The organism is Streptomyces clavuligerus (assembly GCF_005519465.1).
GTDB lineage: Bacteria > Actinomycetota > Actinomycetes > Streptomycetales > Streptomycetaceae > Streptomyces > Streptomyces clavuligerus.
In genome coordinates this window covers 1,376,115-1,398,084 of sequence record NZ_CP027858.1, presented here as the reverse complement: position 1 = coordinate 1,398,084, position 21,970 = coordinate 1,376,115, and the positions used below count along the sequence as shown (strand labels likewise).

Below are 21,970 nucleotides of genomic sequence, written 5' to 3'. Positions count from 1 at the left end.
GACGCCGGGACCGTGCCAGGGGCGTCCGGTGGGCCGCCGTCCCGGCCGTCTCCCGTGCGGACGCGGGTGCCGACACCGCCGGAACGGGTCTCCTCGCCGGGAGCGTCCGGCGGGATGGGCGGTCCCTCGGCGTCCGTCCCGGGCACCGGCCGGAGCGCCGGTCCCGGCTCGCCGCCCCCGGGGGGAGCGTCCGCGACCGGGAGGTCCCCGGCCGGGGCGCCCGGCCCCGGTACGGCCCGGTCGTCGTCGGCCGCGGCGCGCGGCCGGACCACGGCCTCCGTGTCGCCCGCCCCGAACACCGTGAGCCGCTGCTCCTCCCGCGCGCACCGCTCCACCGCCACCGCGCACCGGGGGTGGAACGCGCACCCCGGGGGCAGCGCCGCCGGGTCGGGCGGGTCGCCGGGGAGCCCGCGCGGGGCGCGGCGGGAGGCCGGGTCGCCGATGCGCGGGAAGGCGGCGGCCAGGGCCTGCCCGTACGGGTGGAGCGCGGCCGAGTACACGGTGCGCGCCGGTCCCTCCTCGACCACCTGCCCCGCGTACATCACCGCCAGCCGGTCGCAGACGTCCGCGAGCACCGCCAGATCGTGGCTGATCATCAGCAGCGCGATGTCCTGTTCGGCGACCAGCCGTCCGATCAGCCCCAGGATCTGCGCCTGGATCATCACGTCCAGCGCGGTCGTGGGCTCGTCCGCGACGATCAGCCGGGGGTCGCAGGCGAGCGCCATCGCGATCATCACCCGCTGGCGCTGCCCCCCGGACAGCTCGTGCGGATACGCCGCCGCCCGCGCGGCGGGCAGCCCCACCTGCGTCAGCAGCTCACCCACCCGGGCGCGCGCCGCCGCCGGGGTCGCCCCGCGGTGCAGCAGGATCGGCTCGGCGATCTGGTCGCCGATCCGCTGGACGGGGTTCAGCGCGTGCATCGCCCCCTGGAAGACGATGGACGCCCCCGCCCACCGCACCGCCCGCAGCCTGCCCCAGTTCATGGTGAGGACGTCCTCGCCGTCCAGCAGGACGCGCCCGCTCAGCCGCGCCGACGCGGGCAGCAGCCGCAGCACGGCCATCGCCAGCGTGGTCTTGCCGCACCCCGACTCCCCGGCGATCCCCAGTTTCCGGCCCGCCGCCAGCGTCAGGTCCACCCCGCGCACGGCGGGTACGGCGGTGGCGCCGGTGCCATAGGTCACCCGCAGACCGCCGATCTCCAGCAGGGTCACCGGCCCACTCCCAGCTTGGGGTCGAGCACCCGCTCGACCGCCCGTCCGCACAGGGTGAACGCCAGCGCGACCAGCGCGATCGCCAGCCCCGGCGGGGCCAGGTACCACCAGTGCCCGGCGGAGACCGCGCCGGTGGCGCGGGCCTCCTGGAGCATCCCGCCCCAGGAGACCACCGTGGGGTCGCCGAGCCCGAGGAAGGCCAGCGTCGCCTCGGTGAGGATCGCCGCCGAGATCCCCAGCGTGGTCTGCGCCAGTACCAGCGGCAGCACATTCGGCAGCACATGACGGGCCATGATGTGCCCGTGCCCGCCGCCCAGCACCCGCGCGCGCTCGATGTACGGACGGGCCTCCACGGCGATCGTCTGCGCCCGCACCAGCCGTGCCGTCGTCGGCCAGCTCGTCACCCCGATGGCGACGACCACCGTCCACAGGCTCCGGGACATCACGGTCGCCAGGACGATCGCGAGCACCAGCGCGGGCATCACGAGGAACCAGTCCGTGACCCGCATCAGCAGGGTGGAGAACCAGCCGCCGTAGTGCCCGGCGACGATCCCGACGACCGTGCCGATCGCGACCGACAGCGCCGCCGCCAGCAGCCCCACCGTCAGCGAGATCCGCGCCCCCAGGGCCAGCAGCTCCAACAGGGACCGCCCGAACTGGTCGGTGCCCAGCCAGAACCGCCCGCTCGGCGGCTCCAGGGGCGCGCCGGGCGCACCGGTGATCTCCCTGATGTCCTCGTCGACGAGGAGCGGCGCGGCCAGCGCCACCAGGGCCAGCAGCGCCAGCGCCACGAGCCCGAGGAGACCGGCCCGCTGGGCGCGGTACGCGTGCCACAGCCGGGCCGTGCCCGCCCGGCGCCGGGCCCACACCAGTGATCCGCTCATCGTGCCACCCGGGGGTCGAGGAGGGGGTAGAGCAGGTCGGCGAGGAGGTTCATCAGGATCATGGCTCCGGCGAACATCATGAACAGCCCCTGCACCAGCGGCAGGTCCGGCACCCGCAGCGCCTGGTAGAACAGCCCGCCCAGGCCCGGCCAGGAGAACACCGTCTCCACCAGGATCGAACCGGCCGCCACATGCCCCAGATTGATGAAGATCATCGTGACGGTCGGCAGCAGCGCGTTCGGGACCGCGTGCCGCCGTCGTACGGAGGCGTCCCGCAGCCCCTTGGCCCGCGCGGTCGTCAGATAGTCGCCGCCCATCTCGTCCAGCACGGACGCGCGCATCACCAGCAGGGTCTGCGCGTATCCCACAGCCACCAGGGTGAGTACCGGGAGCACCATGTGGTGGGCGACGTCGACGGCGCGCGCGAGCCCGCCGGTGTCGCCGGACTCCATCCCTCCGGTGGGGAAGAGCCCGGGTACGGGGCCGACGCCCACCGAGAGGGTGACGATCAGCAGCAGTCCCAGCCAGAAGGACGGCACCGACCACAGGGTGAGGGCCACGCCGGTGTGCAGCCGGTCACCGGCGCCGCCGTGCCGCCACGCCGTACGGGTGCCCAGCCAGAGCCCGATCGCCGAGTACAGCACCACGGCCACCCCGGTCAGCAGGAGCGTCGCGGGCAGCTTCTGCACGATCAGCTCCCCGACCGGCGCGCGGAACTGGTACGACATCCCGAGGTCGCCGGTGAGCGCGTTGCCGCAGTACTCGGTGAACTGCCGCCACAGCGGCAGGTCGAGGCCGAACTGGCGGCGCAGCGCGGCCAGCTCCTCGGCCGTGGTCGGGGTGCCGTGGGTGAGCACCTTCACCGGGTCCCCGGGGATGATCCGGAACAGGAAGAACCCGGTGACGAGGACGGCGAGCAGGGAGACGGCCGCGCCGCCCAGCTTTCCGCCGCAGTGGCGCAGATAGGCGCGGACGCCGCTCACCGGGGTCTCTCCACCGGGCCGCCCGCGGAGCCGCGGCCGTCGCCGGAGCCGTGCCCACCTGCGGAGCCGTGCCCACCTGCGGAGCCGTACCCATCTGCGGGGCCGTGACCACCCGTGGGGCCGTGGCCGCCCGAGCCGCGGGCCGCGGGGGCGGCTCCCGGGCCGCCGGGGCTACTCACGTGTGTCGGCCGTGGCCCGGCGGCGCAGCGCCACCACGAGCCCCACCGCGACGGCGAGCGCCACGAACGCCCCGATGCCCACCACGACCTCCGTCGCCGAGTTCCCGTCCCCGCCCTCGCCGTGCCCCTCGGCGGGCTCGGCCGACCACCAGCTCCAGTAGCCGTCCTGGCCCCAGAGATTCCCGGCCGCGGCCGGCATCGTGGTCATCGAGGCGATGTGGTCGGTGCGGTACGCCTCCACCGCGTTCGGATACAGCAGCACATTCATCAGTCCGGTGTCGTAGAGCCGTGACTGCATCCGCTTCACCAGTTCGATGCGTTTCACCGGGTCGTATTCGGCGATCTGCCGTTCGTACAGCTCGTCGTACTCCCGGTCGCAGATGAAATTGTCCGTCGACCCGGTGTCCTTCGGCGTCGCGGGAAGCGCGTCACAGGTGTGGATGGAGAGGACGAAGTCGGGGTCGGGGTTGACGGACCAGCCGTCGAAGGCGATGTCGTAGTCGCCCTTGAGCCAGGGGTCGGAGACATTGTCCAGACACTCAAGACGGGTGTCGATGCCGAGCTTTCCCCAGACGCTGTCGAGGTACTTCCCCATATGGGTCTCGTTGGGGTCGGTGGCATGGCAGAGAATGCGGAAGGTCAGCGGTTTCCCGTCCTTGCCGAGCCGCCGTCCGTCGCCGTTCCTCCGATAACCGGCCCCGTCGAGCAGCGACGCGGCCACATCCGGCGCGTACACCCGTTTCTGCCGGGCGTCGGGCCGCCAGTGGTAGGCGCCGAACCGGGGCGGGACATATCCTTCGCCCTCCACCGCGTGGCCCTGATAGACGGTGTCGACGAGCTCCCGCCGGTCGATCGCGTGGAAGAGCGCCGCACGCACCGCCGGGTCCCGGAGGGCGGTGTGCCCCGTGCCGAAGGTCCGCCCGTCCCGGGACCGCGCGCCCGGATTCACGGCGAGCGCGAGAAAGCGCCGCCCGGGCGCGTCGTTGACCTCGATGTCCTCGGTCTTCCTCAACGCCGCCGCCTGCGCCGGGCTCAGTCCGTGCACGAAGGAGACCTCGCCCTTGCGCAGCGCCGCCACCGCCGCGTCGCTCTCCTTGTAGAACTTCAGCATCAACTCGTCGAACTTCGGAGCACCCCGCCAGAAGGTCTTGTTGGGCTTCAGCCGGATGAAGCCGTCCACCTTGAACTCCGTGATGACGAACGGCCCGTTGCCGACGATCGGGAACGTCTTGTCGTTGTTGAACGAGCCGAAGTCGCCCACTTTCTCCCAGATGTGGCGCGGGACTATCGGGATGTCCAGCGCCGTCATGGTCGCCTGGGCCCGCTTCAGCTCGATGACGAGCGTGGTGGGGTCGGGCGCGGTGACCCTGCGGAAATTGGCGGTGAAATTGCCGTTGGCCGTCGCCGCCTTCTCGTCCTTCATCATCGTGTTGAACGTCCACGCCACATCGTCGGCCGTGACCGGTTTCCCGTCCGACCAGGTGGAGTTCTTACGGATGGTGTAGGTCCAGATGAGCTTGGACGGCGAGGACTTCCAGCCGGTGGCGAGCCCGGGAATCGTCCGCCCGTCCGCCGCGTCGTAGTTCGTCAGATTCTCATAGACCAGCCGGTGCACGGTGGTGGAGACCAGCCGCTGCGCCAGAAAGGGGCTGAGCGAGTCCACGCTCTGCGACAGCGCGATGGTCAGGACCTTCTTGCCGTCGTCCGGGTCCGCCGCCGCCGGGCTCTGGAGCGCGGAGACGGACAGCAGCGCGGCAGCGGTGCATAAAGCGGGCAGAGCGCGGGTGCGGAACGAGACCTCTATGACCATGACGGTGACCTCGCGTCGTCCTCCACGGAATGGTGAGAGGGAGATCTACCAGGGCGGTCCGGCCCCGTCAACGGATTGCGGGATACGGCGTGTACGGAGCGTACGGCGTTGACCAGGGGAGACGAGGGAGGACAGAGGGGCGGGAGAGAGCAGCATGGCCCGTACGGCGCACCGGTGTGCGCGATACGGGCCACAGGGGCCGCACTCCCTAGACGGCGGGCGGCTGCGGCTCCGGTCCGTCCTCCTGCTGCGGCTGTGTCGACGGCTGCTGCGGGGCGGACGCCGGGGGCTGGAGCGGATACGACCCCTGCTGCCCCGGCCACCCGGCGGGCTGCGGCGGCAGCGGCGGGACCTCCCCGGGCGCGGGCGCACCCGGAAGGGGCGTCCCCGGAGCGGCGGGCGGCAGCGGCGGGAAGTGCTGCGCCGAGGGCTCGGACGGCCCGCCCTGCGGCTGTGCGGGCATCCCGTACGGCGACGGCTGCGGCGGATACGGCTGTCCGGGCCCCGGCTGCTGCGGCGGCACCGGCGGCGGCCCGTACGGACCCGCTCCCTGCGGCGCACCGGGCTGCGGATACCCCGGCATCGGCGGCGCCATCGTCGGCGGCGGATTGCCGTCGGCGGTCCACAGCCCCTGCTGCTGCTGGGCGCGGATGAAGTCCTCGGCGATCAGGGCCGACAGATGGAAGTACGCCTCCCGGGTCCTCGGCCGCAGCATGTCCAGATCGACCTCGGCGCCCGCCGCCAGATGCTCGTCGAACGGCACCACGACCACCCCGCGGCAACGGGTCCGGAAGTGCGCCACGATGTCCTCGATCTTGATCATCTTGCCGGTCTCGCGCACCCCCGAGACCACGGTGACCGAGCGCTGCACCAGCTCCGCGTACCCGTGCGCGGAGAGCCAGTCCAGCGTGGTCGACGCGCTGCTGGCCCCGTCCACCGAGGGGGTGGAGACGATGATCAGCTGATCGGCCAGGTCGAGCACCCCGCGCATCGCGCTGTAGAGCAGCCCGGTACCGGAGTCGGTGAGGATGATCGGGTACTGGCGGCCCAGGACCTCGATCGCCCGCCGGTAGTCCGTGTCGTTGAAGGTCGTCGAGACCGCCGGGTCGACGTCATTGGCGATGATCTCCAGACCGGAGGGCGCCTGCGAGGTGAACCGGCGGATGTCCATGTACGAGTGGAGATACGGAATCGCCTGCACCAGGTCGCGGATGGTGGCACCGGTCTCCCGGCGCACCCGGCGGCCGAGGGTCCCCGCGTCCGGGTTGGCGTCGATCGCCAGGATCTTGTCCTGCCGCTCCGTGGCCAGTGTGGAACCGAGCGCCGTCGTCGTGGTGGTCTTGCCGACGCCGCCCTTGAGGCTGATGACGGCGATCCGGTAGCAGGAGAGCACCGGCGTACGGATCAGCTCCAGCTTCCGCAGCCGCTCGGCCTCCTCCTTCTTGCCGCCCAGCCGGAAGCGGGACGCCCCGGAGGGGTTCCTGCTGGAACGGGCCTTCTGCCGGGTGTTCCGCAGCAGCCGGTCCGAGGACAGCTCCACGGCGGCGGTGTAGCCGAGCGGGGCGCCCGGCACCGCGCGCTCCCGCTGGTCGTGGGTGACGGGGGTGGGCCAGGGGGCGCCGGTCTGCGGGTCGAACTGCTGCCCCGGGAACGGGCCCTGGTGCCCCTGCCCCGGTGGCTGCTGCTGCGGGAACTGCGGCGGATACGGCTGCTGCTGCGGCGGCAGGGGGGCGGCGCCCTCGGGAGCCGGTGGCTGCGGATAGCCGTAACCGTCCTGCGGCGGCGGAGCCCCGAACGGCGGGGCTGCGGCCTCCTGCGGGGCCGTCGGCCGCTGCGGCGGAGGGGACTGCGGCGCAGCGGGGGACGACGGGTCCAGTGGCGGGAACCCGTACCCGGGCTGCTGCGGCGGGAACCCGTACCCCGGCTGCGGGGGACCGAAGGCGGCGGGCGGTCCGGGCGGCTGCGGCACCGGGGTTCCCGGGGGCACGGACCCCGGCCCGGCGGGCTGCTGCGGGCCCGGCCACCCCGGGGCGGCGGACGCGGGAGCGGCGGGCTGGAACGCGGGCGGCAGCGGCGGCACTCCGGACTCCGGCGCGGGCGGCGGCGCCCACCACGGGGCGGACCCAGGGAGGCCGTCGCCCTGGGGCACGGGAGCCTGCGGACCCTGTGCGGCGGTGGGAACGGCAGCGGGGTGCGCCGGGTCCGGGGGCTCCGGGGCGGGGTGCTGCGGCGGGCCGCTCACGGGGCCGGCGCCGCCGGTGTCCGCGGCGGTGTCCGGCAAGCCGCTCCCGGCCCCTGTACCCGGCGCCGCGCCCATGGCGCGGTCCGCGGGTCCGCCGGGCTCTCCGCCGCCGTCCGCCGCCGCCTTCGCCGCCTCCCGCTCCGCCATGGCCTTCTTCGCGGCGTCCAGGGCGGCGAACTCGTGCTTCGGCGCGGAGGGGGAGAAGCGTGTCGTGTCGCCGGGCTCCCCGCCGTCCCCGCCGAACGGCTGCCCGGAGCCGAGCACCTCACCCGGCTGGACCGGCTGTCCCGTCGGCGCGGCAGGCACGGTCGGCGGAGTCGGGGCGGCGTCCGGCACGACCGGCGCGACCGGCGCGACCGACGGAATACCAGGGGAGACCGGCGCGTCCGGCGCGGACGGGACGTTCTGCGTGTACCAGGCGGGCGGGGTGTAGTCGATGGTGAACTCACCCGTCAGCTCGGCGGGCTCCGCGTCGGACTCGTCGACGGGAAGGTCCCACTCCCCCCGCATCTCGTCCCGATCGCTGTTCACTGTGCCTCCTGGAATGGTCGAGCACCCTGGTGCCGTCGCGGGTGGGCGTTCGCGCTCTTTCCGTCCGCCCTGCCCTCCGCCCGGGTATGCGGTGGGCCGTCCCGCAGGTTCTTCCCTGCCGCTGTCCGTACCAGCCTAGTCGTCGGGCAGGTCCACGGGGCAGGCCGACGGGTGGCCGCCGCCGTCGCGCGCGAGGGGGCGGCCGGCAGGGGCCGGACAGCGCGTCAGCCGCGCCCGGCCCCTTCGTACCCCGTCATCAACCGTTCAATCGGCTGCTTTTGCCATGCTCCGGATTGTTCTGGATGGTTTCCGCGGCTGTGCTGTGGGGGGTGTCCCCGGAACCGCCGTGGACCACGACAGTTCCTGACTCTCTGTCAGGTCGGTTCATTGCAGATCGAACTCTCCGTCGCGTGCCCCGAGGACGAACGCCTCCCACTCCGCCGCCGTGTACCGCAGCACCGTGTCATGGTCCAGGGAGGACCGCATCGCGACACCCCCGCCCGGCAGATAGGCGATCTCGACCCGCTCCTCGTGCTCCTCCGTGCCGGGGGCACTGATCCACTCGACGCCCGAGATGTCGAGGGCGTACAGCTCGTCCCTCTCCTGCGCGCTGCCCATCGTCCTGCTCCCTTTCGGTAGACGGCCGACCCGCCACCCCGCCCGGCGCCCGCTCGCACCCTGCCCGGCGGCGGACCGCATCACGGGGAAATCCTATGCCGCTCACCCCCGGTGACCGAGGGCGATGCAGCCGTACGAACGGACCTATGGACAACCGTACGAACAGACCCGGACGGACGGAACGGAATACCTCCGGGAACCCGCCCGCGACACCCGCCCCGGGACAACACCCCTGCCGCGCCACTCGGTCCGCGCCGCTCAGTCCATCCGCCGGGCCGGGCCCAGCAGCGCGGTCTCCGGCTCCGTCGCGACGGTCCGCACCCAGTGCCGCTCCCGCCCCGAGCACCAGAGGGTGACCCCCTCCGACAGCGTCGGCAGCGTCTCCACCTCCGCCCGGGACAGCCCCAGAATCCGGCCGATCGGCCCGGCTTCCTCCGGCGACACCTGCTGCACCCCCACCAGAGCGGAGTCCCGCAGCAACCGCGGTGCCACCGGGCTCAGATACGGCAGCAGCGTCACCACCGACTGCCACGGCGACGACACCACCCGGCCGCGCGGCGGACGCGTACCGCAGTCCCGTACCACCACCACCGGCCCCGACACCGCCGCCCCCAGCGGGGGAACCCGCCCCACCGCGTGCAGCGTCATACAGTCGACGCCCGCGCCCGCCGCCCGCGCCAGCGCCGTCCACGCCTGCGCGCGCCCCGTCTCCACCGCCACCCGCGCACCCGTACCGGCCGCCCGCAGCGCCAGCACCTGAGCCGTCCACAGACCGCCGATCAGCAGCACGTCGTACCGCGTCGACCGGTGCAGCCCCAGCACCAGCGCACGGCAATCCGCGTCCTCACCGACCACCACACCGTCGTCACCGACCGGCAGCGACAGCGCACCCAGATCCCCGGCGGGCAGGGTGTGCCCCGGATGCCGGACACCCGGCAACCCGCGCGCCGCCCGCCTCACCGCGCACCCCCCAGCGGCAGCGTCGCCAGCGCACCCGGCACCTGCTCGCGGTCGAGCCGCACCAGCCCCACCCGGGCCACCCGCGCCGCCTGCTCCAGCGTCCTGCGCGCCGCCGTCAACTCGCTGTCGGAACCGCCCGTCACCCGCACATGACCGGACAGGTCCGTACTCCCCTGGTGCGCCCCCCGCCGCAGCGCGAGACTGAACGTCGTCGCGTACGCGGGAACCGACATCAACAGCGACACCGGCTTCGGCAGCGGAGCCGCGCCGCGCCCCAGCTCCGGCCAGCGGTCCACCGCGTACGTCGTGTGCAGGCGGTCGTCGCACCGCCACACCCGCGAGGTCTCGGCGGTCCGCCGCCGCCCACCCGGCTCCGGCGCCCCCGCCCGCGCGGCCGGCCGCGGACTCGCGCACGCCGCCGTCGCCACCGCCGCGTTCAGCTCGTCCTGATCCAGTACCACCGCCTGGAAACCGGCCCCGGTCACCCGGCTCGCCACATGGTCGGCCACCCGCACCAGAGCGCGCTGCGCCCCCTCCGGTCCGCCGCCGCGCGCCCGGATCGCGTCCCGGCACAGCTCCGGGTCCAGCTTCACGGCCACCCAGGTCAGCCGGAGCGCCGGAGCACCCGTCCGCTCCTGCAACGGCGCGTACGACAGCCGGGCCGGAGCCTGCCGCGGCAGATGCGGAGCGGGCGCCGGGCGCACCTGCTGCACCCACTGCACCGACTCCACGGCGATGTCGTCGACGAGGAGCGCACCCGCCAGCACGGCCAGCGGGAACGCCCGTGCCCCGAACGCCGGGCGCAGCCCGTCACCGTTCGCCTCGACCCGTACCACCGCCGTCAGGAACGTCCCGTCCCCCACCATCCCGACCGTACGGCGCTCCCGGTCCACATACGGATACGGTCCGAAGCCCGGTACCCACTCGGCGACCGGAGCGAGCGACGGATCGCACTCCGCGGCGGCGGGGCGCGCCGCCCGGACCCGCGTCCGCAGCGCCAGGGCGGCGGCGGGCCGGTCCTGGAGCGCCTGGCCGCGCCACCGGGCGAACGCGAACAGCAGCAGCACACCGCCGACCGCCGCGGCAGGGACCGTCCACAGGCCGCCCGCCGCCACCCCGACCGCCGCCAGGGCGAGCGCGATCTCCGCCAGGGCGAGCTGACGCAGGGGCAGCGGGCCGATCCGGCGGGTACGGGAGAGCGGCCGCGGTGTCACGGCGGAGGGAGGCGCCGCGGCCGGGTCCCGCGGCCCCCGTGACCGCGACGACGGGCCGCGGGAGCGGCGCAGGAACCCGGAGCGCCGGTCGGAACGGAGCGCGTGGCGGGACGTTCCACGGCGCCGATCGGAAATCCGCCCATCGCGCGCACGTGTCCCCGTTCCCATCCCCCCGCTGCCCCCTCTGTCCGTCATTCTGTCCGCCATCGCCAATTCCCTCATGGGCGCCGACCGGGCGATCACCCTACCTGGGCGGTAAGCCGTCATGGTCAACAGGCATAGTAGGGGCCGCGATACGGGGGCGAGCCCGCCCAACGGGGAGAGGGGCAGCAGGCACATGGCATCACGCCGGGATGAACTCAACGCATACACCTTTGCCAAGCGAAGGCTCATCGCACAGTTTCTTCAGCCCAGTACGACCGGTTCGGAAGAGGGCGCTCCTCGTCCGCTTCGCGCCGTCGTTCCCGGGGCCATCGCCGGTGTCGTCGTTCTCGCCGGATTCGCGGCCTGGGGAATGTTCCGTCCCGTGGCTCCCAGGAACTGGGACACGCCCGGCGAGAATGTGATCATCGCCAGTAGATCCACCACCCGTTATGTCGTTCTGGAGACCGACGGGGAGAAACAGCTCCACCCGGTGCTGAACATGTCCTCCGCGAAACTGCTTCTCGACCCCGACAAGGGGAAAGTCATCAAGGTGGCCGAATCCGTACTCGACAAGGGAGACATTCCACGCGGAGCGACACTCGGCATTCCCTACGCCCCCGATCGGCTGCCCTCCGCGAAAGAGGCGGGATCGCCCAAGCGCTGGGCGGTCTGCGAACGTCCCGGTGACGGCGGACGCACCATCCAGAAGGCGGCCTTCCTCCTCGCCCCGCGGGAACAGGACAGAACCGAAGGCCCCGACCGCCTCCGCGGCGGGGAACTCCTCCATGTCGAGGGCCCCGACAGAACCCGCTACATCGTCGACGCCTCCGGGACCGCCTACCCCCTCGCCACCGGGGAACACCTCCTCCGCCAGCTCGTCGGACAGGGCCGCGCCCCCCAACGGGTCTCCCGCGCCTGGCTCGACACCCTCCACCGGGGCGACCGCGTCGACTTCCCCGAGGTCCCCGCCCCCGGCACGGACGCCGGAATCCCCCCGTCCGAGCTGCCGTCCGCACTGAACGAGGTCGGCACGGTCCTCGAAGCCAGCGACGGAGCCCGGAAACAGAAGTACGTCGTCCTGCCCGGCCGGGTCGCCCCCGTCTCCGACTTCACTGCCGAACTGCTGCTCAACAGCAAGGCCCTCGTCCACCTCGGCCAGGGCGGCCGGGCCGAACGCCTCAGCAGTGGCGCCTTCACCCCCGGCAGGGCCTTCCACCAGGAGAAGAAGTGGCCCCAGCGACTCCCGGAGGCCGTCGACTCCGCGAGCACCGGCCAGGGCGGCCGCAACACCGTCTGCCTCGGCTACGGCGGCGTCGAACCGGGTCCGGTGCCCGCCGCGTGGTCCGCGTTCCTGCCGACGGGTCCGCGGCTGTCCACCGGCTCCGCGCGTCAGCCGCAGGGCTCATGAGGCGGCGGACGGCCCTGCGCGCCCCGCTGCCCGCCTTCCGCGGCCTCGTGGTTCTGGCGGCGGCCGCCGTTCCGACCTGCGTCGGCCTGCCGCTGCCCGTCGCCGTCGCCGACACCCCGGGTCGGTGCGCCTACCCCGGGGAGGTCTACCGGGGCCGCCCCTGGGCGCTCCAGCGGGTCCTGCTGGACGAGCTGTGGAAGCAGTCCACGGGTACCGGTGTACGGGTCGCGGTGATCGACACCGGAGTCGACGTCCGGCACCCCCAGCTACGGGCGGCCGTCGACGTCGACAGCGGCGTCAATCTGATGCCGCGTGGCCTCAAGGACGCGCACGGCGACGAGATCGAGCGCGGCAAGGAGGACGGCACCACCGACACCGTCGGCCACGGCACCAAGGTCGCGGGCATCATCGCCGCCCGCCCGCGCGGGGGCACCGGCTTCTCGGGGCTCGCGCCCGGTGCCACGATCATCCCCGTCCAGCAGAACGACGCCGAGGGCAACGGGACGGCCGAAACCCTGGTCGAGGCCATCGACCACGCGATCGAGCAGCGGGCCGACATCATCAACATCTCCCAGGACACCGCGGAGGCGGTGGAACCCACCCCCCTGCTGCGGCGGGCCGTGGAACGGGCCGTCGACCGGGGCGTGGTGGTCGTCGCGTCTGCGGGCAACGACGGGGCGGACGGCAACGTCAAGAAGACCTACCCCGCCTCGTACGAGGGGGTGCTGGCGGTGGCCTCGTCCGACCGTGACAACGAGCGCGCCGCCTTCTCCCAGTCGGGCGACTTCGTCGGCGTCGCCGCGCCCGGCGTCGACATCGTCACCACGGTCCCGGGCGGCGGCCACTGCGCCGACAACGGCACCAGTTTCTCCGCGCCCTATGTGTCCGCCGTGGCGGCGCTGCTCAAGAGCAAGCACCCGGACTGGGAGCCCCGCCATATCGTGGCCCGGATCCAGCAGACCGCCGAGCGGGCGACCCCGGGCTACGACCGTCTGGTCGGCTGGGGTGTCGTCGACCCCGTCCGCGCCCTCACCGGGGACGGTCGGCGCATCGAACGCCCATCCGCCCGCGAGGGCCCGACCCGGGCGGAGGCCCCCACCCCCGCCGAGGTCCACCTCGGCGAGTCCGCGGCCGAACGCGACGCCCGCCTCGCCACCTACGCCGTCGTCGGCACCGGGGTCCTGGTCGCCGCCATCGGCGGCGGAGCCGTGGCCCTCCGCGACGCCCGCCGCCGAAAGGCGCGCATCACCGGAGATTTCCGATAAACGCACTGCGGGGCAAGTCACTTGGGACTGTCATAGGCAGTGGATAGAGTGGTCGCACGATGATCGGCACAGATGATTTGTCCGATCATCGGCGGGACGGTGGTGCACAACGGGGGAGGGACGGCATCGTGCTCGATACGGAGAGCGGCGGAGTCGGAGGCGGCGGGGGCCCGGGTGACCTGGAGCGCGAGATCGGCGCTCTGAAGGATTTCCACCGGCAGGTCACCGCACTCCTGGCGGATTTCGAGAACGGGGCGGGCGGCAGTGCCAGAGTCGCCGAACAGCGGGTTTCCCGCACCTCGTTCAGTGGCGCGAATCTGCCTTTCGCCGAGGCGGACGGATTCTTTCGGCAGTACGAGCGGGTGCACACCGAACTCGTCTCGCTCTCCCGGTCCCTCGGCCGCCAGATCGAAGCGCTGACCATCGGTGTTCACGCGGCCGACATCGGCTACAACAATGTGGAGGACGAAGTGAGGCAGCGCTTCCACACCATCCAGGGCGGACTCGGACGGGAGCGGGACAAGGCGCTCGCCGCCGAACAGCCGAAGCTCACCGAGGAGTCCCGCGTTCCGAAGGATCTGGGTTAATCCTTATGGGTGAAAACGCGCGACGGAATCTGACGCCCGAGCAGCGGCAGACGGCCGACACCACCCGGATCGAGACCCAGTACGCCGCCGTCGACGTGGTCGAGGAGGTCACGTCCGCCCTCGGCCGGATCGGCTTCGCCGACCGCAGCCCCGGCGGCTTCTTCGGCCGGACCGACTTCGAGAACGCCCGGCTGAACGACATGCTCGACCTGGTCGAGACCGCCGACCCCGCGGACCTGGAGAGCGCGGGTGACGCCCTGGAACGGGCCACCCGGGCACTCAACAGGGCCGCCGAGAGCCTGAAGGGACACGTCGACGCCACCGAGTGGAAGGGCGTCGGAGCCACGGAGTTCCAGCGCTACGGGAGGGACCTGGTCCGGTACGCGTCGGACCTCGCCACCTACGCCAACGCCGTCGGCAGCCAGATGAAGGTCGCCTCCGAGGGCCTGACCTCCGTCCGCAACTCCAAGCCCCCGCGCGACGGCCGCGCCGACCCGCGCAGGGCGGAGGACTTCCCGCCGGACGAGCGCACACAGGACAACCCGGAGTACACGGCCGCGGTGAAGGCGGAGAAGCACCGCCAGGAGGCGATCAACCAGCTCAATCGGCTGGCGTCGTACTACGCGGTGTCGGCGCAGTCGCTGGCGGCGCAGGAGCCGCCGAGGATGCCCAGGGCTTTGGCCGCGGATGTGCCGCGACCACGCCGTACCAGTCAGGAGCCCGGGGGCTCCGAGCAAGGGGCGGGGCGAGCTGGTCCGGTCGATACGTCCTTACAGCCTCGGCACGGCGACAGGCCGGAGGCGGTGGGTACTCGGCAGGCGGGCTCCGTCGACACCACGACCCCGTCTGTGGTCTTGCCCTCCTCGCCCTCCACCCCGTCACCGGGAAGTGCGATGAAGCTCGACAACGCCACGGCTCCACCATTGCTCCCGAGCGTGCCGTCGACACCTCCCGTCACCTCGCCGGGCGGACCGTCGGCCACCTCCGTCACGCCGGTGCTGCCCGTCGTGCCTGGGCTCGCGCCCAACAAGGCGGTTCCGGGCAAGGCTGTACCCGGCGTATCGGCCGGGCCGAAGACCGTCGGAGGAGGACCGGCCACACCGGCGGCGGGCCGCCCCGGAACCGAGGGCGCGGGAAAACCTGTTGCCCGACGTAACGAGGCGGCGGAACGGGCGGGCGTGGTGGGTGGAACCAGTGCGTTCGGGCGTGGGGGATCGGTAGGCCCGGTGACCTCCATGGGACAGCAGGGCCCGGTGGCGGGGCGGGCCGCCGGTCGGGCCGATGGCATTGTCGGAGGAACGCCGCAGCGCGCCGCCAGTGGCGCTCCGGGCGCCTTCCGGGGCGTCCCCGCCAGCAATGGAATCGTCGGAACTCCGCGCGGCGACAGCGCCGCTTCCCGGTCGCGGACGAGCGGGCCCTCGACCGGAGGGGTCGGCCCGGTCGGAGGTCGCCCCGGGCACCGGCAGCCCATGCGGGAGGAAGAGGGAAACACCTCCACGCGTCCGGACTATCTGACGGAAGACGAAGACACATGGGCGGTCCGGCGGCGGGTCGTTCCACCGGTGATCGAGTAACGGCAGCGGAAGGTTCGGAAGCCAGGATGTCGTCATGGATGAGCCATGGTCGAAGGCGCAGTGCGCCGTGTGCCGTGAGGCGAGGTCTGGTCTGCGCTGTGGCCATGGTCGGGGCTTGGACAACCGGTGTTGTCGCCGCCGCGCCTGAGGCAGCCGCTGTGGAAGACATGCGATCACAGCAGTGGTACCTGGACGCGATGAAGGTGGAGAAGGTCTGGAGTGTCGCACAAGGTGAGGGGGTCAAGGTCGCTGTCATCGACACAGGCGTGAATCCTTCGACACGCTCGTTGAAGGGCCAGGTCCTCAAGGGGTTGGACCTCACAGGGGCGCCCGGGGACGAGACCGACGACTACGAGGGTCACGGCACGACCATGGCCGAGCTGATCGCGGGTACGGGCGCAGGTGGCGGGCTGCAGGGGCTGGCGCCGAAGGCCAAGATCATTCCGTATCGGATCGCTCTCGACGAGTTCCAGGAGGAGCACAAGACGGGCGCCTTCGACGGAGCCGACGCCATCCGGGCCGCTGCGGACGGCGATGCACAGATCATCAGCATGTCCTTTGGCAGCGAGTTTCCCGAGACCAAAGAGCAACAAGCGATCGAATACGCGGCGCGCAAGGGTAAATTGCTCTTCGCCGCAGTCGGCAACACCGGCGACGAGGACAACGAGCCGGAGTATCCCGCCCTGTACCCCGAGGTCGTCGGTGTCTCCGCGTCCTCCCCCGAAGGCAGGATCGACGACTACTCCCAGCACGGCCAGGTCGTCGACCTCGCCGCTCCCGGCAGCGACATCCCGGGCTGGTGCGACACCACGTTCACCCGCTACTGCGATTCCGACGGCACCAGCGCCGCCACCGCCGTCGCCTCCGCCACCGCCGCGCTGATCTGGTCGGCGAACCCGGACTGGACGGCGAATCAGGTGCTGAGAGTCATGTTCGAGAGCGCGGCCAAGGGCAAGGACGGCAAGGCCACGGGGATGAGCCGTTACTCGGGCTACGGAGTCGTCCGGCCGGGGGCGCATCTCAACCGGGGGATCGGGAAGCCCGGTGATCCGGACATCAGCCCACTGACCGGCCAACGGACGAGCGGTCCGTCCGGCGCGCCGAAGGGCACGGCCTCACCGCGGCCCAAGGGCACGGCCGGTGCGCAGGCGGGGGAGAAGACCGAGGCCACCGCGGACGCGGGGGACGGCGGCGGCAGCCGGACGGGGCTGATCGCCGGTGGTGTGGCCGCCGTGCTCGCCGTCGCCGCCGTGGCCGTCCTCGCCGTACGCCGCCGTCGCTCCGCCTGACGGCGCTCGGCCCGCCATCCACGCGAACCACCACCCAGCACCCACCACCCAACACCGAGAGGGGACGCCCGGCATGGCAGTGCAGAAGGTCACGGACGAGTACCTGGGCACATTCCAGAACGAGATCACCGTGCAGTTCGAGAGCGTCAAGGGGCAGCTCCAGCAGCTCCAGGGCGTCATCGACGGCCTGGAGGGCAACTGGAAGGGCATCGGCCACGGCGCCTTCGACGTGAAGCAGGCCGAGATCAACCAGGGCATGGTGCGGATCGCCAGGATGCTGCTCCACTTCCAGGAGGCCATCGAGGTCACCCGGGTCACCGCGGGCAACACCGACGACGAGGTCCGCGCCGCCCTCCAGGGTGTCGATGTCACGCCGGGGTACTCCGGTGACGCGGGGGCGACCCGTTCGGCGACGTCGAACCTCAGCAGCTACTGATCCACCACGCGGCACCACGCGGCACATCGCACATCAGACATCGCACTTCACTGAGCACTGAGCACTCAGCACTGAGCACGGCAGCCGGAGGGATTCATGTCGGACAACGCGGGACAGCTCGTCGTCACCTACGCGTCGCTGGACCAGGCGGCGACCACGATCGAGCAGCAGGCCAAGAAGCTGGACGACGGGCTGGTCGCCCTTCAGACCAAGCTGCGCAGCATCTCGGACGGCTTCCAGGGCGAGGCGGCCACCGCCGCGGACGCCTACCACAAGCAGTGGGACAAGGAGACCCGGATGATCCACGAGGCGCTGCGCGGTATCGCCCGTGCCGTGCGGGAGGCGTCCCCGGCCTACCAGGCGGGCGACCGCAAGGCGGCGGGCTACTTCTAGCCGTCGGCCCCGGGAACGGCCGGCGGGGTGGACATGCACGGGAGATGCCCACCCCGCCCCGTTCACCGGTGCCCCGCTCCCGGGGCCGGGGTCATTCCACGGCCGGCAGCAACCCCGTCTGCACCAGCGGATTGCCGCGCTGCCGGGAGACGAAGATCCCCCGGCCCGCGGGCATCGGCCGCATCCGCACACCGCCCAGCACATCGCCCTCCTGCGGATCGCCGGAGAGCAGCACCCCCTGCGCGCCCAGCTCCGTCATCCGCTGGAAGAACGACTCGTACACCGCCCTGCTCGCCCCCGCCGCGCCACGCGCGACGATGAAGCGCACCCCCACGTCCCGGGCGAACGGCAGCAGCTCCGTGAGCCGCGCCAGCGGGTTCCCGCTCGATGTCGACACCAGGTCGTAGTCGTCGACCACCACGAACACCGTGGGCCCGCGCCACCAGCTCCGGTCCCTCATCTGCCGCGCCGTCACCTCGGCCGACGGAGCCCGGCGCCGCATCAGATCCGCGAGCGCGTCCACATGGTGTTCCATGGCGTTCGACATCGGCACGTACTCGGCGAGGTGCGAGGCCGGGGTGGCGTCCAGCAGCGCCCGCCGGTTGTCGATGACGAAGAACTTGCAGACGCCCCCGTCGTACCGCTCGCTGAGCTGCTTGATCAGCAGCCGCAGCAGATTCGACTTGCCCGACTCGCTGTCGCCGAGCACCAGGAAGAACGGATTCCGCTCGAAGTCGAACCAGACCGGCTCCAGGCTGTTCTCGTCGATCGCGAACGCCACGCCGCGCTCGGGCGCCGCCGCGCCGGACGGAAGGCGGTCCGCGGGAAGCTCACGCGGCAGCAGCCGAACCTCCGGGGCGCCGGGCGCCTGCCAGTGCCGGGCCACCTCCCGGTTCATCGCCGCGGTCGCCTCCGACAGCTCACTGTCGGAGCCGATCCCGTCGATCCTCGGCACCGCCGCCATGAAGTGCAGCTTCTCCGGCGTCAGCCCGCGCCCGGGGACACCGGCCGGTACGTTGACGGCCGCCTTGCGGTCCAGTTCGGAGTCCATCGTGTCCCCGAGCCGCAGCTCCAGCCGGTTCATCAGATGGTCCTTCAGATGGGCGCGGACCTCCATCGAACGTGAGGCCGTGAGCACCAGATGGACGCCGTGGCCGAGCCCGCGCGCGGCGATGTCCAGGATCAGCGGCTCCAGCCCTTCGTGGTCCGTGCGGAAGCTGCCCCACCCGTCGATCAGCAGGAACACATCGCCGAACGGCTGCTCCACGGGGGAGATACCGCCGCTCGCCCGCATCCCGCGGTACGTGGCGATCGAGTCGATGCCCGCGGCGCGGAAGTACTCCTCGCGCTGCGAGAGGACCCCGTACACCTCGGCGACCGTCCGCCGTACCCGCTCAGGGTCCAGCCGGGACGCCACCCCGCCGACATGCGGCAGACCGGCCACCGCCGACAGACCGCCGCCGCCGAAGTCCAGGCCGTAGAACTGCACCTCCTGCGGGGTGTGGGTGAGGGCGAACCCCGCGACCAGGGTCCGCAGCAGGGTCGACTTCCCCGACTGGGGCCCGCCGACGATCTGCATATGTCCCGCCGCGCCCGAGAAATCCCGGTACAGCGTGTCCCGCCGCTGCTCGAACGGCTTGTCGACCACCCCCAGCGGAACGACGAGCCGCCCCGCCCCCTCGTACCCCGGCCCGGTCAGCCCCCGGCCGTCCACGGGGGCCGGCCCCGGCAGCAGCTCGTCCAGCGCGGGCGGACTGTCCAGCGGCGGCAGCCAGACCTGATGGGCCTCCGCCCCACGCCCCTCCAGCCGCCGGACGACGACGTCCAGGACGGAGTCCGCGAGCGCGTCGTCCCCGCCGGAACGCGCCTCCGGCACGAGGGGACCCGCCGCGGGCCGCGCGTACACCACCGGAACCGGTGCCGCCGTGAACTCCACCGGCCTGCGGTCCACCGGCAGCGGCCCGTCCGGAACCGCCCGGTGCGCCTCGGAACGGTACGCGCCGGAGACATACGCGGCCTTGAAGCGGACCATCTCGTCGGTGCCGTACGCGAGATAGCCCGAACCCGGCACATTCGGCAGGGCGTACGCGTCGGGCACCCCCAGCGCGGCACGCGACTCGGCCGCCGAGAAGGTGCGCAGCCCCACCCGGTAGGACAGATAGGTCTCAAGACCGCGCAGCCTGCCCTCCTCCAGACGCTGCGACGCCAGCAGCAGATGCACCCCGAGCGAGCGGCCGATCCGCCCGATCTGCACGAACATCTCGATGAAGTCGGGCTTCGCGGTCAGCAGCTCGCTGAACTCGTCGATGACCAGCACCAGTGAGGGAATCGGCTGCAAGGGGGCGCCCGCGGCGCGCGCCTTCTCGTAGTCGTGGACATTGGCGTGGTTGCCCGCGTCCCGCAGCAGCTCCTGGCGCCGGTTCAGCTCGCCCCGGATGGAGTCGCCCATCCGGTCCACCAGCGTCAGATCGTCCGCCAGGTTGGTGATGACCGCCGCCACATGCGGCATCCGGGACATCCCGGCGAAGGTCGCACCGCCCTTGAAGTCCGCGAGGACGAAGTTCAAGGTCTCGGAGGAGTGGGTGACCGCCAGCCCCAGGACCAGCGTCCGCAGCAGCTCCGACTTGCCGGAGCCGGTCGCGCCCACGCACAGCCCGTGCGGGCCCATGCCGTCCTGTGCCGCCTCCTTGAGGTCCAGCATCACCGGAGTGCCGTCCTCACCCACCCCGATCGGCACCCGCAGCCGCTCCGAACGCGACCGGTCCCGCCAGGTGCGGCCCACGTCGACCGAGGCCGCGTCACCCAGATTCAGCAGATCCGTGAAGTCCAGATTCGCCAGCAGCGGCTGGCCGTCGTCCCCGCCGGTGCCCATGCGCAGCGGGGCGAGCTGCCGGGCCAGCGCCTCCGCCGCCGCCGGTTCCAGCCGGTCCGGCACCCCGTCGTACACCAGCCCGTGCCCCGACTCTAGCCGCAGCGCGCCGGGGGTGACGGTGACCGACAGACCGCCGGGCGCACCGACGGCGGCCCCGGACGACCCCGGCACCACCTCCACGACCGTGACGCCCTGGAGCCCCTCCGCCGCCGCCAGCGCTGATGCGCCCGGCACCGGCGGGCCGTCCAGGACGACCACCACATGCGGCCGGTCGAGCAGCGGCTGACCGCCGCCCTGGAACCGGGGCCGCCCCTCCCACTGGGCCGCCAGCAGCTCGTCCAGCTCCCGGGCCCCGGTGGTGATGAGCCTGCGGCTGCCCGCGCCGTCGCCCGGGCCCGGCGCCTGCGTGTGCGGCAGCCACTTCGCCCACTCCCAGTGCTCAGCGGTCTCCGGCCGCACGGCCACCGCGATCACCAGATCCTCGGGGGAGTGCAGCGCGGCGAGCGAACCCAGCAGCGAACGGGCCGTGGAGCGCGCCGACTCCGCGTCACCGCTCACCGTCAGGTGGTAGAAGGACCGCAGCGAGACCGCGAGCGGCAGCCCGTCCACCGTCCCGTGGGTCGCCAGGAACTGCCGCATCGCGCCCGCCGTCAGCGGCTCCAGCTCGTCCACCGGCGCGGTCTCGGGCGCGATCAGCTCGGTCGCCAGCCGCTGGCTGCCCAGGCCGATCCGCACCTGGGCGAAGTCCGGGTCGCCGACGCGCCGCTCCCACAGCCGGCCGCCCTCCGCGACCAGTGCCCACAACTGCTCGGGCGACGGGTGCAGATAGAACGCGGAGTCCCGCTGGCGCCGCGCGGTCCGCAGCACTCCCTTGCGGGTCTGGGTCAGGTACTTCAGATAGTCCCGGCGCAGATCGGCTAATTCGCCCTGGGTGCCCCGGCGGTGGCGGACCAGCATCGCGATGGCCATCGCGACCGTCGACGCGATCATGATCATGCCCATGATGCGCATCACGGGGTTCGGGGTGAGGAAGAAGAAGACCACCGAGCCGCCCATGCCCAGCATCGGCAGCAACTGCATCAGCGCGCCCTCCTGCTGCCCGCGCGGCAGTTCGGGTGGCGGCTGCAACCGTAACTGCTCACCGGGCACCTCGGCGGGCAGGGCCCGCGGCGGGCGCTTGACGACGATCTGACTCATCGGCTCACCCATCTCGCCGGACGGATGAATCCCCTTCGGCGCCCCCGTGGCGACGGATTCCGTCCGCGGGGACGGATATTACTTGCGCGACGGCGCCGGTACGGACGGTAGGGTGACGCGATGTCCGCCGGGCGCGCACACGGACAGGCCCGGTCCGGTCCGCCCCGTTCGCG

At 72.5% G+C, this 21,970-nt stretch carries 15 protein-coding genes and 1 pseudogene; 7 read left to right on the top strand and 9 right to left on the bottom strand.

From position 1 onward, the window contains the following. Positions 1-263 precede the first annotated feature (263 nt). From CRV15_RS05520 to eccE, 8 genes and pseudogenes are all read right to left on the bottom strand, one after another. Positions 264-1,211, bottom strand: a pseudogene (locus tag CRV15_RS05520) (ABC transporter ATP-binding protein); the annotation flags it as partial. After that, positions 1,208-2,095, bottom strand: a complete 888-nt coding sequence (locus tag CRV15_RS05515) for an ABC transporter permease (RefSeq protein WP_003962059.1) — start codon at positions 2,093-2,095, stop codon at positions 1,208-1,210. The pseudogene CRV15_RS05520 and the gene CRV15_RS05515, both read right to left, overlap by 4 nt. Beyond that, a complete protein-coding gene (locus tag CRV15_RS05510; protein WP_003962060.1) occupies positions 2,092-3,078 on the bottom strand; it encodes an ABC transporter permease in 987 nt (328 codons plus the stop codon). The genes CRV15_RS05515 and CRV15_RS05510 overlap by 4 nt, the downstream gene beginning before the upstream one ends. 171 nt (positions 3,079-3,249) lie before the next feature. Next, positions 3,250-5,067, bottom strand: a complete 1,818-nt coding sequence (locus CRV15_RS05500) for an ABC transporter substrate-binding protein (RefSeq protein WP_003962061.1) — start codon at positions 5,065-5,067, stop codon at positions 3,250-3,252. 208 nt (positions 5,068-5,275) lie between these two features. Next, on the bottom strand, positions 5,276-7,840 hold the full coding sequence (locus tag CRV15_RS05495) for an SCO5717 family growth-regulating ATPase (RefSeq protein ID WP_009997705.1): 2,565 nt from the start codon (positions 7,838-7,840) through the stop codon (positions 5,276-5,278). A 384-nt stretch (positions 7,841-8,224) separates the two neighbouring features. Further along, the gene (locus tag CRV15_RS05490; RefSeq protein WP_009997707.1) at positions 8,225-8,458 is read right to left on the bottom strand and encodes a DUF397 domain-containing protein; all 234 of its coding nucleotides are present in this window, start codon (positions 8,456-8,458) and stop codon (positions 8,225-8,227) included. Positions 8,459-8,716: 258 nt separating this feature from the next. Then, positions 8,717-9,397, bottom strand: coding sequence for a hypothetical protein (locus CRV15_RS05485; RefSeq protein ID WP_009997708.1), 681 nt, complete (start codon positions 9,395-9,397; stop codon positions 8,717-8,719). A gap of 17 nt (positions 9,398-9,414) precedes the next feature. Beyond that, complete coding sequence (eccE, locus tag CRV15_RS05480; protein ID WP_003962065.1) at positions 9,415-10,800, bottom strand: type VII secretion protein EccE; 1,386 nt, start codon at positions 10,798-10,800, stop codon at positions 9,415-9,417. Positions 10,801-10,969: 169 nt separating this feature from the next. On the opposite strand from eccE, the gene CRV15_RS05475 reads away from it, so the two are divergent. From CRV15_RS05475 to CRV15_RS05445, 7 genes are all read left to right on the top strand, one after another. Beyond that, positions 10,970-12,184, top strand: a complete 1,215-nt coding sequence (locus CRV15_RS05475) for a type VII secretion protein EccB (protein WP_029183073.1) — start codon at positions 10,970-10,972, stop codon at positions 12,182-12,184. After that, positions 12,181-13,449 (top strand): type VII secretion-associated serine protease mycosin, encoded by a 1,269-nt coding sequence (gene mycP, locus CRV15_RS05470; RefSeq protein ID WP_003958238.1) that lies wholly within the window; start codon positions 12,181-12,183, stop codon positions 13,447-13,449. Before CRV15_RS05475 ends, mycP begins: the two co-directional genes overlap by 4 nt. Before the next feature lie 59 nt (positions 13,450-13,508). Then, positions 13,509-14,036 carry a DUF2563 family protein gene (locus CRV15_RS05465; protein WP_003958237.1) on the top strand — a complete coding sequence of 176 codons (528 nt, stop codon included), beginning with the start codon at positions 13,509-13,511 and terminating at the stop codon, positions 14,034-14,036. Positions 14,037-14,041: 5 nt separating this feature from the next. After that, positions 14,042-15,610 carry a WXG100 family type VII secretion target gene (locus CRV15_RS05460; RefSeq protein ID WP_003958236.1) on the top strand — a complete coding sequence of 523 codons (1,569 nt, stop codon included), beginning with the start codon at positions 14,042-14,044 and terminating at the stop codon, positions 15,608-15,610. 26 nt (positions 15,611-15,636) lie between these two features. Further along, a complete protein-coding gene (locus CRV15_RS05455) occupies positions 15,637-16,899 on the top strand; it encodes a S8 family serine peptidase (RefSeq protein WP_003962066.1) in 1,263 nt (420 codons plus the stop codon). Between the two features lie 73 nt (positions 16,900-16,972). Continuing rightward, entirely contained in the window at positions 16,973-17,335 is a 363-nt protein-coding gene (locus CRV15_RS05450) for a WXG100 family type VII secretion target (protein WP_003962067.1), read from the top strand. A gap of 96 nt (positions 17,336-17,431) precedes the next feature. Next, complete coding sequence (locus CRV15_RS05445; RefSeq protein WP_003958233.1) at positions 17,432-17,728, top strand: WXG100 family type VII secretion target; 297 nt, start codon at positions 17,432-17,434, stop codon at positions 17,726-17,728. 91 nt (positions 17,729-17,819) lie between these two features. Here CRV15_RS05445 and CRV15_RS05440 read toward each other — a convergent pair whose 3' ends face one another. Further along, positions 17,820-21,797 carry a type VII secretion protein EccC gene (locus CRV15_RS05440; protein WP_003958232.1) on the bottom strand — a complete coding sequence of 1,326 codons (3,978 nt, stop codon included), beginning with the start codon at positions 21,795-21,797 and terminating at the stop codon, positions 17,820-17,822. Positions 21,798-21,970 lie beyond the last annotated feature (173 nt).

Coding starts and splice junctions, on each gene's coding strand:
- eccE (WP_003962065.1), bottom strand. CDS start 10,800: ATGGGAACGGGGACACGTGCGCGCGATGGGCGGATTTCCGATCGGCGC.
- CRV15_RS05440 (WP_003958232.1), bottom strand. CDS start 21,797: ATGAGTCAGATCGTCGTCAAGCGCCCGCCGCGGGCCCTGCCCGCCGAG.
- CRV15_RS05475 (WP_029183073.1), top strand. CDS start 10,970: ATGGCATCACGCCGGGATGAACTCAACGCATACACCTTTGCCAAGCGA.
- CRV15_RS05500 (WP_003962061.1), bottom strand. CDS start 5,067: ATGGTCATAGAGGTCTCGTTCCGCACCCGCGCTCTGCCCGCTTTATGC.
- CRV15_RS05490 (WP_009997707.1), bottom strand. CDS start 8,458: ATGGGCAGCGCGCAGGAGAGGGACGAGCTGTACGCCCTCGACATCTCG.
- CRV15_RS05450 (WP_003962067.1), top strand. CDS start 16,973: ATGGCAGTGCAGAAGGTCACGGACGAGTACCTGGGCACATTCCAGAAC.
- CRV15_RS05455 (WP_003962066.1), top strand. CDS start 15,637: ATGTCGTCATGGATGAGCCATGGTCGAAGGCGCAGTGCGCCGTGTGCC.
- CRV15_RS05445 (WP_003958233.1), top strand. CDS start 17,432: ATGTCGGACAACGCGGGACAGCTCGTCGTCACCTACGCGTCGCTGGAC.
- CRV15_RS05465 (WP_003958237.1), top strand. CDS start 13,509: ATGATCGGCACAGATGATTTGTCCGATCATCGGCGGGACGGTGGTGCA.
- mycP (WP_003958238.1), top strand. CDS start 12,181: ATGAGGCGGCGGACGGCCCTGCGCGCCCCGCTGCCCGCCTTCCGCGGC.
- CRV15_RS05515 (WP_003962059.1), bottom strand. CDS start 2,095: ATGAGCGGATCACTGGTGTGGGCCCGGCGCCGGGCGGGCACGGCCCGG.
- CRV15_RS05460 (WP_003958236.1), top strand. CDS start 14,042: ATGGGTGAAAACGCGCGACGGAATCTGACGCCCGAGCAGCGGCAGACG.